Raw genomic sequence first — 12691 nt, forward strand, 5'->3', positions numbered from 1 at the left:
CGAACGGCTCCGCGTCCGCCTACAGCGTTCTGAGGGGTGCAGGGCGCGATACCGCGACGCGCTGGCCACGCTGCGCGCGTCGCATCGCGCCGGCACGACGACGCCGCGCTCGCGCCAGCGCTCCGCCGCGCCGCAGCGACCCGCCTCGCGCGGCGACGAGCGACCCGGTGTTACGATCGCACGGTCATGCGTCCGCAGATCGTCCTCATCGCGTCGCTCCTGGCCCTGCCCGCCGCCGGCTGCGAGTCGCAAGCTTGCACCCTGATCGGCTGCGTCGGCACGTTCGCCGTCTTCCTCGAGCGCGCGGCCTGGACCGCCGGCGAGTACACGGTCACGGTCGTCGCCGACGACGAGACGATCGCATGCACGGCCACGCTGCCGCTGCAGTGCGACGCGCCGCCCGCCTGTCCCGAGGCGTCGCAGCTGACCCTCGGCGTCGAAGGCTGCAAACTCCCGCCGGCCCAGCACAAGCTCGGCAACCTCGAGTTTCGCCAGGGCAAGGCGCCCAAGTCGGTGTCGGTGCAGGTCCACCAGGACGACGTGCTGCTCGGCGAGGGCACCTACACACCGGACTACAGCGAGTCACAGCCCAACGGCCCCGACTGCGGGCCGATCTGCGTCGGCGCCGAGGGGGTCACGCTCACGCTCAAGTGATGCCGTCTTCTTTTGGCATGTCTTTTCGAACATTCTTTAAAGAACATGTCCATCACGACATGTCCATCACGACATGTCTATTACGACATATTGCTACGAGATATCCATGGCGCAGGTTCCATTCGCCATGTCCCTTTCGCCCGGGGCGGACCCGCGGCGCGCGGTCCCGCGGACGCTCGCGCCCCGTGACGGCGATCGCCTCCCCGCTGCGTGAGCGCGCCGCGCCGGCGAGACGCTCCCATGTTTGGCGGAGCCCGTGCTCTCGCTCGACCCACTCGGCCCCGACGACCTCGACGAATCGCGCGAGCGGGCGCGCCTGGCCGCGCACGGCGGCGGCGGCGTGCTCTCGCCGTACGGCCCCGTCCGTCCGACCCTGCGGCCGCTGGTGCTCGTCCACGGCATCCACGGCCACCCGGGCGAGCTCGCGCCGGTGGCAGAGCACGTAAGGGCGACCGGCAGCGCCCAGCCGTATTTCTTCACCTACGACGATCTCGGGCGCTACCTCGATCGCAGCGGCGACGAGCTCGCGCGCGCCCTGGCGCAGCTCGCCTGTCACGCCCCGCGACCCGCGGTCGTGATCGTGGCCCACTCGATGGGCGGCATCGTCGCTCGCTGCGCGCTCAACTCGCTCGTCGACCCGCGGTGGTTCCCGCTGTTCAGCCATCGCCGGCTGCGCCGCGGCAAGGTCCGCGTCCGCGGCAGCGCCGAGGCCGTGCGCGCGGGCGTGCGCCTCGAAGCCGCCTGCGCCGCCGACTTCGCCGCCGTCGACCTCCTCACCGTCGACACCCCGTGGTCCGGCTTCGCCGCGCCGCGCCTCGACCTGCGCAACTTGTGGCGGCGTCAGCGAAGCTGGGTCGACATGGTCTCCAACAGCACCGTGCTGACGCGCCTGCACGACGTCGCCTTGCCGTCGCATCTCCGGATCCACCATATCGAGGCCGATCAACCCGGCGCAGGCCTCGATCACGACAAGATTCGCACGCTCGGTGACCTCGACGACCGCGACCTCCTCCGCTTCCAGCGCGCGATCCTCGGCGAACGTGGCGCGCTCGGCCGCGACCCACGCCTGCGCAACATGTTCGCCGCCCTCGCTGGCGAACGCAGCTTCCCCATGCTCGCCGAGGGCCTGCGCGCGACCGGCATCGTCGACGCCCCGGCGTTCCGCGCCGAGCTGCGGCGGGCCGTCCCGCGGCTCGCCGGCAGTCACACCTCCGTGCTGCAGAACACCGCCCTGTTCGCCCTGCTCGACGCATGGCTCGCCCGCGGCGCCATTGAAGTGCAGCGCCAAGCCTGACCCGCGGCCGTGAATTGACCGAGCTCTTACAATCGCCGCGCAGCCTGCCGACTACGGTGAGGGCATGCCCCGCAGGACGCTCCTCCTCCTCCTCGCGCTCGCCGGCTGCCAGGCCTCGCCCTGCCCGCGTGAGGCCCCCACCGTCATCGCCTGGACCCCCGGCGAGCAGTCCGGCGTCGCCGTGCCAGGGCGCACCATCACCGTCGCCGGGGCGGCCGAGGTCCTCACGGCGCCCGACACCTTCGAGCTGACGATCGGCTTCGACCTCCAGGCCCCCGACCTCGCGCGCGCCCGCGACGACAGCCGCCTGCGCGCCCGCGCCCTGCTCGACGTCATCGCCAAGAGAGCGATCCCCGAGACCGACGTCCAGACCCAGGAGCTGTCGCTGCAGCCGCGCTACGAGAGCTACGAGCACCGCAAGATCGTCGGCTATCAGGCCACGCGGCTCATGGTCGTCACCTTGCACGACCTCGACGACGTCGAAGCTGTCCTTTACGACATGCTCGCCGCCGGGGCCAACCGCGTCGACCGGGTCCAGTTCTCGAGCAGCGCCACCGGCGAGAAACGGGCCGAGGCGCGCGTGCTCGCCGTCCAGGCCGCGCGCGACAAGGCCCAGGCCATGGCCGGCGCGCTCGGCCAGCTGCTCGGCGAGCCGCTGCGCGTCGAGGAGGTCACCCTCGATCCGTGGCGCCCGCCGACGATGAACAACATGGCCCTCAACAACGACTCGGTCGCGCAGATCGGCGAAACCGTGGCGAGCGGCCGCGTCCGCGTGCAGGCCAACGTGTCCGTCACCTTCGCGCTCGCGCACCAGTGACCTGTCCTCGCGGACACATTGCGGTGAGCGTCGGCGTCTCCGCCCAAGCCCACAAACGACGGCGGCGCCGGTCCTGCCCACGACGGGCGGACCGGCAGCCCCTTTCTCCGGGCCCGTTCAACGTGCAGTGAAGGGCCGGTCCGCTAGCAGGACGTGATGTTGCATGCGCACTGCCAGTCGAGCACGGCCGCCACGCATTCCGCGCCCCCAAGCGCGCAGCCCACGCCGAACGTGGTGAGGCACGTCGCCGCAGCCGCGCCGCAGACGAGCCCGAGTTGCAGCGTCGCCGCGGCACAATCCAACCACCGGCGCTGAACCTCCGCGCCTCCTTCGACCGCCTGGATGTCGGCGACCAGGGCCGCGAACAGCCGCCCCTGCGCGCCGCCGAGCGTGCTCTCGCGGAGCTGACCGCTCGCGTCGAACGTGAGGGTGCCGCTGTCCGGCGCGTTCATCTGCACGGCGACGCCGAGCAGCGCGCCGCTGTCGTCGTGGTCGACCTGGATCTGCAGCTCGACGATCACGCGATCGTCGGCGTCCACGCCGGCGATCCGCACGTTCTCCTCGTCGTAGACGCTCCAGGACACCACGCCGTCCGTCAGCGCGAGCGTCTCCGGGGACGCGGGAATCACCGCGTCCGGCTCCACACGCTGTTCGGCCGCTTCGATCTGCGTGGTCAGCAATTCGGCGGAGTTGCCCTGAATCGACGGACCCGGACTGTCGCAACCTCCGAGGATGGCGACGAACGCGAGCCCGATGGACGTGAAGCTGATTGAACGATGGATGGTATGGATTCCCATGACTGCTTTTCCTCCCGCTCGCGGAGTGGGGCGGAGAGCAGAAATCGTTCGTGGGAGACCAGACTTTGCACGATAAGTATCGTGCAAGGAGCCTCGCGCGCCGGCTCCTGCGGCGATGTTCACTCGCTATCGGCGGCGACCTGCGGGGCCACGATCGTCGACTGCAGGACCTCCGTCGACTCGCACTTGCCGGGGATCAGCGCGTAGCAGGCGACGAGCGCCAGGAGCACCATCGCGGGAGCCGCCTTGATCTGACGGCTCCGCAGCTCCCTCGCGTACGAGCGCGCCGCGAACACCTCGGCGATCAACTCCTGCTGGATGAGCTTCAGCTCGGCGAGGAACATGCGCGCCGGCCCTGCCCCGCGCTCGGTGCGGTCGATGACGAAGCTGCCCGGGAGCCCCCGGACCATGGCGCGTAGGATCACGAGCATCATCTCGTCGCGGAAGAACGGCTCGCGGATGCTGTTGCGCCGGTTCGCGTAGTTGTCGCGCCTGCAGACGGCGCGGATCTCGAGTCCGCACGGCTGATCCTGGATCGCGCCGGCGAAGTTGCCGAGCGCCTCGACCTGGTCGTGCCGCCCTGTCAGGATGTAATGGAAGGTCGCGCCGAGGGCGTACACGTCGTGCGCTTCGCCCAGCGGGCGGACGATCTCGAGGTGCCGCGGCAGATGCTTCGGCGCGTTGCCCTCGAAGTAGGCATGGCCATCCTCGATCCTGGCGATCGTGAGGTCGTGCGCGTGCACCCGATCGTGCTTGTCGGCGATGATGTCACCGACGCGGATCGACGCCGGCGACTGCGCCAGGCCGGCCGGGATCCGGAACCGGCGCTGTGCGTGATCGAACTCCAGGCCGGTGCCGATCGACTGTCGACGGTAGCGCGCCTCCGGTGACAGGTACGGCAGTTTGGTCGCTGCGATGTTGGTGTCGGCGTCCTCGTACCACGACCGGGTCAGCTTCTCCTTGTCCGCGAGCCCGAAGTCGATCACGCGGATCTCGGTCGACTGGTTGGCGGCGTGGTCCAGCAGGGCGGCCACGTCGTCGACGCCGGAGACATCGTCGGCGAGCGTGCCGGCCGGCCGCTGATGCACCATGATGTTGTCGGGCGCCAGGTCCTTGTGGACCACCTGCATCCGTTCGTGTAACCACGCGACGGTCTCCCCGATCTGGACCATCAGGTTGACCTTGGCGAGCAGGCTGACCCTCTGCGCGAGCGCCCGCTGCCGCTTGCGCGGGTGAAGCAGACCGAGGAGCTCGAGCCCCGGATCCAGCCATGCGGCCGGGAGCGCGCCCCGTTCGCCGTAATCGATGCACGCCGCATACTCGGCGAGGTTGCTCTCGAGCACCTCCATGATCATCACTTCGCGCAGCGCGAAGTTGATCACGGAGCCCGTGTTGGCGTATGGGTCCATCTCCCGCGAGCAGCACGGCTTGGTCCGCCTGCCGGTCAGCTCGCCGCCGCGCTCGGGCACGAACTCGGCGCTGAGCTCGTAGTCGCAGGCGTTGCAGCGCAGCACGGGATAGAGGCGACCCTTGAGGTCGATGCGCTCGACCGGGACCCCGCAGCCGTTCGGGCAGGTCGGGTGGTAGAGCGTCCCGCAGCCGCACAGCACCAGCGGGCCGAGCAGCAGCACGTCGAGCAGCGGGGTGATGCCTGGGGCGCGGTTACCGGTGAATTCGCGGTTGAGCGTGACCTCCTGGCTGAACAGCCGCTCGTCCTGGTACCCGGCGTTGTCGTGGAGCACCTTGAACGCGACCCTCCGCGACGGCTGCCCGGCGATCAACTGATGAGCCGCAAAGACCTTGGCGAAGCGCCCCGCGCCCAGCAGGCGCGGCCGAGCCATGCCCTCCTCGACGACCTGCTCGAGATCGTACTGCACCTGCGACGACAGGACGATCCGACTGCGCTGAAACGTGATGTCCGAGTTGAGCTGTGGGTTCTCCATGCCATCTCCCCCGGCGGAGCCGACATGCCATTCCTGCTGCCGTCACTGCCATATGCGGATGCACTCGATGTGGGTCAAACCGGTGTCGTCGCGGGCGGTCAGCACCGCGAGCAGCAGCACGTCGCCGACCGTCGAAATCGTCACGGGTACGTCGGTCGGTCGCGCGGCGGTCGTCCGCCCGGCGCGCCGACCGATCGTGTAGTGGACCTGGCGGATCGCGCCTTTGCGGTGGCCGACGTCGAAGGTGTGAGGCAGCGACGATTCCGTCAACAGCAGCGACTCGAGCCGAGTCTGAGGCTGGTGGGCGTCAACATACAGGGCCGCGCGCGTGCCGGCCTGCGCGGGGCCGTCGCTGTTACAGGTGATCCGCAGCGCGTGACCGACATAGTCGATCAGAAGCGGCGCCGGCAACAGCGACGGCACCCGCGCGAGCGCGGCGCCGTGATCGCCGCGCTCGCGCGAATTGAGGTCAGTCGTGTACATCACCGCCGCGCGACCGTCGGGCAGCAGCACCTCGCGCTCACGCTCGTCGCCGATATCGAGGACCATCGGCGTCGGCTCGAACTTGCGGGTCTCAGCTGACGAGTCGGGCACCGGCCGTGCCTGCGGACCGGTCGGCAGGCCGAGATCGACCGCCTCGCGCGGCGGCGGCGGCTCGAGCGAGATCGCGTTCCTGCGGAAGTACTCGGCGATCTGTGCCGGCTCACCGACGCCGCCGTCGCGCGCCGCCTGCCACAGCGCATCGGCGAGGGTGGCGATCGAGACGAAGCGCCCGCGCGGCTCGAGCGACAACGCCGCCGTCACGACCTCGTCGAGCCGCGGGCCAACGCCTTCGCACTGCATCGACAGCGGCGGCGCCACGCCGCGGAACATGCTGCGCCGGAACGGGTGGGCGCCGGTACACAATTCGTAGAACACCAGCGCGCACGAGTAGATGTCGCAGCGGCGATCGAGCGGGCCGCCCTCGAGCTGTTCGGGGGCCATGTACGCTGGGGTCCCGCGGACCGCCGCCGGGTCCGTCAGGATCTTGCGGATGTCGGCCCGTGCGATCCCGAAGTCGATCACCTTGACCCGACCGTCGCAGTCGCACATCAGGTTCGACAGCGACACGTCGCGGTGGATCAAGTTGAGCGGCTGCCCGTCGCGCCGCAGCTCGTGCGCGGCGTGCAGGCCGTCGCAAGCCTGGGCGATCAACGCCGCCGCGACCGGCAGCGGCAGCGCCGCGCCGTTCACCCGCTGCAGGATCGTCGCCAGGCTGACCCCACGCACCTGCTCGAGCGCGATGAATACCCGCCCGAGGTGCTCGCCGACTTCGAATACGGTGATCACGTTCGGGTGACCGATCAGCGCCGTCATCTGCGCTTCGTCGATCAATAACAGGCGCTGCTCGACGCGCGCCGACTTGTCGGCGTGGATCAGCTTGAGCACCACGTTGCGCCGAAACCCGCCCGGGCCCGTCTGCTCGGCGAGATATACCGACCCCATGCCTCCCTGCCCGAGGAGGCCGAAGATGCGATACTTACCGAACGCCCGCAGCGGTCCCGAAGGCGGCAGCCGAGCTTCCGGTGGCATGGAAGCTCTTTGGCCCGACAGCGCACCACCGGCAAGGCGGCCCTTCTCACAGTTTCGTTCGTCGAGCCCGAACGATGTGTACGACATCGATCCCGTCGTTCGTCGTTCCGGCCCCGAATTCGGCCGAGGGCGGGACCTCCGACCGTTAGAGAACGGCTCGCGCCTGCGTGCGACGATGCGGCATGCACCACGGGCAGTTTCAGGCGGTTCATCGCAGTCCTCTCGTCCTCGCCGAGTGGGGCTCGCGTTCGTGTTCGATCGCCGGGCGTCGGGCGAGCGTGATCCAGAGCAACGCGCCGCCCCGCCCCGCTGTCGTGTCCCGACCGTCGTTGCCCGGCTGGACCCCGGTGCTACGGATCGGTCGAGGTACCAGCGATGGATGTCCACCGCTCGAACGACAGCGATCACGAGCTACTGTGCGCCTGGCAGGTCGGAGACCGGCGCGCGGGCGATCTGTTCATCCGTCACCACGCCCCGTCACTCGCGCGATTCTTCCGCAACAAGCTGACCACCCCCGCCGACTCGCACGACCTCGTGCAGGAGACCTTCCTCGCCCTACAGCGCACCGCCGGGCGTGCGGGTCCCGCGGTCACGACCTCCGTGCGCGCCTACCTGTTCTCGATCGCGCGTCGCGTGCTGTGCGCCCACCTGCGCAAGAAATATAAGCGCTCCAGTGAAGCGCTCGACTTCGGCTCGGTATGCGTCAAGCAGCTCGATCCGACATCGATGAGCGCGCTGCTGATGCGACGCCGCGAGCTCCGGGTCTTCGTCGAGGCGCTGCGGGCGATCCCACTCGACGATCAGGTGCTGCTCGAGGCCAAGTACTTCGACGCGATGTCCGTCCGCGAGATCGGCGTACTGCTGGCGCTCCCCGAGTCGGTCGTCCCCGGCCGTCTACAGCGCGCAAAGGGACGACTGCGGCAGAAGATCGAGGAAGTGTCGGTGCAGTTGCACGGGATGGCGCCGCCCGAGGTCGGAGACGACGCACTCGACCTTTGGGCGCAGGAGATCCGCGCGCGGATCGAGTGACGTCCTGTCGAAAGGCGTGCGGAAGCGAGGCCCTCCGCCAATGACTTCGGGCAACCATGCTCGCGCAGCGCGCCCTCGTCCTCTTGGCGTGCTCTCCCGAGCTTTGACGCGCAGCTCCATCCTCCGCGAGGAACACCGCCCATCTCCGAAAATCGGCTCGTGCCATCGCGAAGTTGAGCGAGCCGGTTCGGCGGAGCACCAGCTCCGCGCCGTGTTCGCGGCTGCGCTCAGGTCGAGACCTGGCGGAGCAGATCGCCATGCGGTGCGTCGCCATCGCTGCGAATCACGGCGAGCGCCGCCTCATGCGCGAGCAGCCATTGCTTGGCCGCGAGGCCGCCGGCGTAGCCTGTCAGCGCGCCGCCGGTGCCGACGACGCGGTGACACGGCAGCACGATCGACAGCGGATTGCGGCCGTTCGCGGCCCCGACGGCGCGCACCGCCCGGGGGTTGCCGATCGCGCGAGCGAGGTCTGCGTAAGTACGCTGCTCGCCGAAGCCGATGTCGGCGAGCGCCTGCCAGACGGCCCGCTGGAAGGCGGTGCCGCGTGGATCGAGCACCATGGTGAATCCGCGGCGACGGCCGGCGAAGTACTCGTCGAGCTCACGCGCGGCGACATCGAGGACCGGGTGGCGCGCCGCCTCCTCGCCGGCGTGCGCGGGCGTGGGGTGGTGATCGGGGAAGTAGATGCCGACGAGGGCGAGGTCGCTGGCGACGAGGCGCAGCGGGCCGAGCGGCGAGGACAGCGAGCGCTGGACGAGGCGGGTCATGGGTCATCCTCCGAAGGACGCGGCGGTCCACAGGTGCAGCACGCCGTAGGCGCGCCAGGGTCGCCAGGCGGCCGTGCGGGCCTCGGCGGCGCGGGTGGTCGTGACTTCGAGCGCGCGGCGGACGACGAGGTCGCCGCCGGGGAAGCCGTCGGGCCAGCGGAGCGACCGCATGGCGATGTACTGCCCGGTCCACGGCCCGATCCCCGGCAGCGCCTCGAGCGCGGCCACGGTCCGCTCCGGATCTGCCCCGATGGACAGGTCGACGCGGCCGTCCGCAACAGCGGCCGCGAGCGCGACGACGGTGCGGGCGCGTTGCTCGGGCAGGCCGATCGCTCGCACGTCGGCGAGCGCGGCGCCAGCGAGCGCGTCGGGCAGCGGGAACGCGGCGCTCAAGCCCGGCGGCAGCGTCTTCGACACAGGCCGACCGAAGCGGGCGACGAGCCGCGCGCACAGGGTGGTCGCGGCGCGCACGGAGACTTGCTGGCCGAGCACGGCGCGCACGGCCAGCTCGAAGCCGTCGAAGGCGCCCGGAACGCGCAGGCCGGGGCGCGCCACGACGCTGTCCCGAAGGACAGGATCGCCGCGGAGGTGATCGGCGATTGCGACGGGGTGGGCGTCGAGATCGAAGAGTCCGCGCAGGCGGGCGACGATCGGCATCAGCTGCGGGGCGAGCTCGGGCGCGAGGCGCACGCGCAGCGCCGGGCGGGCAGGATCGGCCTGGACGCTGAGCCAGCCGACGCAGTCGCCGAGCGCAACGACGCGGGCGTAGCCGTGGTCGTCGACACGCTCGACACCGGCGACCTCGCGCCCGCGCAAAAACCCGAGCAATGCGGGCCAGTCGAGCGGCGGCCGGTAGTCGAGACGCAGCTCGATCGCGTCACCGGTAGCGACATCGCCGCCCTCGCGCCGCAGCGCCGACGGCGGCCGGCCGAAGCGCTGCTGCACCAGCGCGTTGAAGCGGCGCACGCTGGCGAACCCGGCCGCATACGCGACCTCCGCGAGCGGCAGCGCGGTGTCCTGCAGGAGCTGCTTGGCCAGCGCAAGGCGCCGCGTCTGCGCCAGCTCGACCGGGGTGGCGCCGAGCTCCGCCTCGAGCGCGCGCCGCAGATGACGCGCGCTGACGCCGAGCCTCGCGGCGAGCGCGTCGACCGAGCCGTCGTTGAGGTCGCCGGCGTCGATGCGCGCCAGGGCGGCGGTCGCCAGCCGCGACAGCGAGTCGATCGCGGCGCGCCCCGGCGCGAGCTCCGGCCGGCAGCGGAAGCAGGCGCGAAACCCCGCACGCTCGGCCTCGGCGGCGCGGCGGAAGAACTCACAGCGGCCCCGCCCTGGCGTGCGCGCGGGACACACGGGGCGGCAGTAGATGCCGGTGGTCGTCACGCCGACGAAGAAGACGCCGTCAAAGCGGCGGTCGCGGGCGCAGAGCGCGTCGAAGCAGGCGTCGGGGTCGAGCTGCACACGATCGATCTAGCTCGGCGTCCCGCGGTCGTCTCGCCGTTTTCGGACGCCGCCGCGACAACGCCGCAGACGCGCTCGCAGCCAGGTGAAAGCCGAACCGCCACGCCGTGGGCGACCAGCCGCGCCGTGACGCGCCCGGGCTCGCGGCGCCGCCAGGCACCGCTCCGGACCCAAATAAAAAAGCCCCCTTCTTACGAAGGGGGCATAGCGCTGGCGGCGTCCTACTCTCCCACAGGGTCGCCCCTGCAGTACCATCGGCGCTGGAAGTCTTAACGACCGAGTTCGGGATGGGATCGGGTGTGGCCCTTCCGCTATAGCCACCAGCAAAAACTTGACGACGAGCGGCGAGGAGAGTCGTGGCAGAGCCACCGAATCAGCCTCGCAAGAGATCGTAGTACGCTGTGTACAGGGCTCCATCTCGGAGCGGGCCATTTGGCCGTTGTGCGTGTATCGCTCGGAACCTCGGACTGCAAACCGCCACACGGGACGGTGCCCAAGGTCAAGCCGAACGGTCGATTAGTACCGGTTAGCTCCGCGCGTCGCCGCGCTTCCACACCCGGCCTATTAACGTCGTCGTCTACGACGGACCTTCAGGGAATCCTCATCTTGTGGTTGGCTTCCCGCTTAGATGCTTTCAGCGGTTATCCGTTCCAGACATGGCTACCCGGCGATGCTCTTGGCAAAACAACCGGAACACCAGGGGTCTGTCCATCCCGGTCCTCTCGTACTAGGGACAGCTCCACTTCAAGATTCCTGCGCCCACGGCAGATAGGGACCAAACTGTCTCACGACGTTTTGAACCCAGCTCGCGTACCGCTTTAATTGGCGAACAGCCAAACCCTTGGGACCTACTACAGCCCCAGGATGCGATGAGCCGACATCGAGGTGCCAAACCACGCCGTCGATGTGAACTCTTGGGCGTGATAAGCCTGTTATCCCCGGAGTACCTTTTATCCGTTGAGCGATGGCCCTTCCATTCAGAACCACCGGATCACTAAGGCCCACTTTCGTGCCTGCTCCTCTTGTATGAGTCGCAGTCAAGCTCCCTTATGCCTTTACACTCTTCGGCTGGTTTCCAATCAGCCTGAGGGAACCTTTGCGCGCCTCCGTTACTCTTTCGGAGGTGACCGCCCCAGTCAAACTACCCACCAGGCAGTGTCCCGGACCAGGCTCACTGGTCACGGTTAGGCTTTCAGACTTCTCAGGGTGGTATTTCAAGGTTGGCTCCGTGGAACCTAGCGGCCCCACATCATAGCCTCCCACCTATCCTACACAGACAAGTCCGAAAACCAGTGCCAAGCTGCAGTAAAGGTTCACGGGGTCTTTCCGTCTTGCCGCGGGTACGGGGCATCTTCACCCCGATTTCAATTTCGCTGAGTCCCGGGTCGAGACAGTGGGGAAGTCGTTACGCCATTCGTGCAGGACGGAACTTACCCGCCAAGGAATTTCGCTACCTTAGGACCGTTATAGTTACGGCCGCCGTTTACCGGGGCTTCGATTCGATGCTTCGCTTGCGCTGACATCTCCTGTTAACCTTCCGGCACCGGGCAGGCGTCAGACCCTATACGTCGTCTTGCGACTTCGCAGAGTCCTGTGTTTTTGGTAAACAGTCGCTACCCCCGATTCTCTGCAACCCCCAAAGGCTCATGGCGCGAGGCCCGTCACCCTCAAGGGCACACCTTCTCCCGAAGTTACGGTGTCAATTTGCCGAGTTCCTTAACCCGAGTTCTCTCAAGCGCCTTGGGATGTTCTCCCCACCCACCTGTGTCGGTTTACGGTACGGTCAGCACAGCGGTTAACTTGTACGATGCTTTTCTTGGAAGCTTGGACTCACCGAGTTGTCCGCCTTGCGGCGACCCTCATCACCTCTCGACGTTGCCCACGCGTTTGCGGCCAGATGCCTCCTACGCGAGCCGTCTACCGGCTTGAACGACCATCCATCAGGTCGCTCGGCTATCCTCCTCCGTCCCACCTTACAAAACCATCCGTGCTGGTGCAGGAATATTCGCCTGCTTCCCATCGACTACGCATTTCTGCCTCGCCTTAGGGACCGACTAACCCTGAGAAGATTATCTTTACCCAGGAACCCTCGGGTTTACGGCGACCGGGTTTTTCACCCGGTTTATCGCTACTCATGCCAACATCAGCTCTTGTCTGCACTCCAGCGCTCGTTTCCGTACGCATTCACCGCGCAGACAATACTCGCCTACCGCCTGTCTTTCGACAGACCCGGAGCTTCGGTTCATCACTTAGACCCGTTGAATTTTCGGCGCAGGTTCACTCGACCAGTGAGCTGTTACGCTTTCTTTAAAGGATGGCTGCTTCTAAGCCAACCTCCTGGCTGTCTGAGTGCTCCCACATCC

General features: G+C 68.3%; 9 protein-coding genes and 2 rRNA genes (1 of these 11 cut by a window edge). 4 read left to right on the top strand and 7 right to left on the bottom strand.

Features of this window, described 5'->3' with window-relative positions; all coding sequences use genetic code 11:
• The first annotated feature begins 186 nt into the window (after positions 1-186).
• The 3 genes from POL25_RS07980 (at position 187) to POL25_RS07990 (ending at position 2765) form a co-directional block, all read left to right on the top strand.
• Positions 187-654 carry a hypothetical protein gene (locus POL25_RS07980; RefSeq protein ID WP_272085316.1) on the top strand — a complete coding sequence of 156 codons (468 nt, stop codon included), beginning with the start codon at positions 187-189 and terminating at the stop codon, positions 652-654.
• 244 nt (positions 655-898) lie between these two features.
• Entirely contained in the window at positions 899-1948 is a 1050-nt protein-coding gene (locus tag POL25_RS07985; protein ID WP_272085317.1) for an esterase/lipase family protein, read from the top strand.
• Positions 1949-2012: 64 nt separating this feature from the next.
• On the top strand, positions 2013-2765 hold the full coding sequence (locus POL25_RS07990; protein ID WP_272085318.1) for an SIMPL domain-containing protein: 753 nt from the start codon (positions 2013-2015) through the stop codon (positions 2763-2765).
• Positions 2766-2908: 143 nt separating this feature from the next.
• On the opposite strand, the gene POL25_RS07995 is transcribed toward POL25_RS07990, so the two are convergent.
• From POL25_RS07995 to POL25_RS08005, 3 genes are all read right to left on the bottom strand, one after another.
• Positions 2909-3562, bottom strand: coding sequence for a hypothetical protein (locus POL25_RS07995; RefSeq protein WP_272085319.1), 654 nt, complete (start codon positions 3560-3562; stop codon positions 2909-2911).
• Positions 3563-3681: 119 nt separating this feature from the next.
• Positions 3682-5505, bottom strand: a complete 1824-nt coding sequence (locus POL25_RS08000; protein WP_272085320.1) for a protein kinase — start codon at positions 5503-5505, stop codon at positions 3682-3684.
• A gap of 42 nt (positions 5506-5547) precedes the next feature.
• Positions 5548-7464, bottom strand: coding sequence for a serine/threonine-protein kinase (locus tag POL25_RS08005; RefSeq protein ID WP_272085321.1), 1917 nt, complete (start codon positions 7462-7464; stop codon positions 5548-5550).
• Between POL25_RS08005 and POL25_RS08010 the strand changes: the two genes are divergently transcribed.
• Positions 7453-8106 (top strand): RNA polymerase sigma factor, encoded by a 654-nt coding sequence (locus POL25_RS08010; protein ID WP_272085322.1) that lies wholly within the window; start codon positions 7453-7455, stop codon positions 8104-8106. The two genes, POL25_RS08005 and POL25_RS08010, sit on opposite strands and share 12 nt — an antisense overlap.
• A gap of 227 nt (positions 8107-8333) precedes the next feature.
• On the opposite strand, the gene POL25_RS08015 is transcribed toward POL25_RS08010, so the two are convergent.
• The 4 genes from POL25_RS08015 to POL25_RS08030 all read right to left on the bottom strand — a co-directional run.
• Positions 8334-8873 carry a methylated-DNA--[protein]-cysteine S-methyltransferase gene (locus tag POL25_RS08015; protein ID WP_272085323.1) on the bottom strand — a complete coding sequence of 180 codons (540 nt, stop codon included), beginning with the start codon at positions 8871-8873 and terminating at the stop codon, positions 8334-8336.
• A 3-nt stretch (positions 8874-8876) separates the two neighbouring features.
• Positions 8877-10328, bottom strand: a complete 1452-nt coding sequence (locus POL25_RS08020; protein WP_272085324.1) for an AlkA N-terminal domain-containing protein — start codon at positions 10326-10328, stop codon at positions 8877-8879.
• A gap of 208 nt (positions 10329-10536) precedes the next feature.
• Positions 10537-10653, bottom strand: a 5S ribosomal RNA gene (gene rrf / locus POL25_RS08025).
• Positions 10654-10823: 170 nt separating this feature from the next.
• Positions 10824-12691 (bottom strand): 23S ribosomal RNA (locus POL25_RS08030) (it continues 1075 nt past the right edge of the window).

The sequence above is a fragment of the Nannocystis bainbridge genome (assembly GCF_028368995.1).
GTDB classification, from domain to species: Bacteria; Myxococcota_A; Polyangia; order Nannocystales; family Nannocystaceae; genus Nannocystis; species Nannocystis bainbridge.

Coding starts and splice junctions, on each gene's coding strand:
- POL25_RS08000 (WP_272085320.1), bottom strand. CDS start 5,505: ATGGAGAACCCACAGCTCAACTCGGACATCACGTTTCAGCGCAGTCGG.
- POL25_RS07995 (WP_272085319.1), bottom strand. CDS start 3,562: ATGGGAATCCATACCATCCATCGTTCAATCAGCTTCACGTCCATCGGG.
- POL25_RS08010 (WP_272085322.1), top strand. CDS start 7,453: ATGGATGTCCACCGCTCGAACGACAGCGATCACGAGCTACTGTGCGCC.
- POL25_RS07980 (WP_272085316.1), top strand. CDS start 187: ATGCGTCCGCAGATCGTCCTCATCGCGTCGCTCCTGGCCCTGCCCGCC.
- POL25_RS07990 (WP_272085318.1), top strand. CDS start 2,013: ATGCCCCGCAGGACGCTCCTCCTCCTCCTCGCGCTCGCCGGCTGCCAG.
- POL25_RS08015 (WP_272085323.1), bottom strand. CDS start 8,873: ATGACCCGCCTCGTCCAGCGCTCGCTGTCCTCGCCGCTCGGCCCGCTG.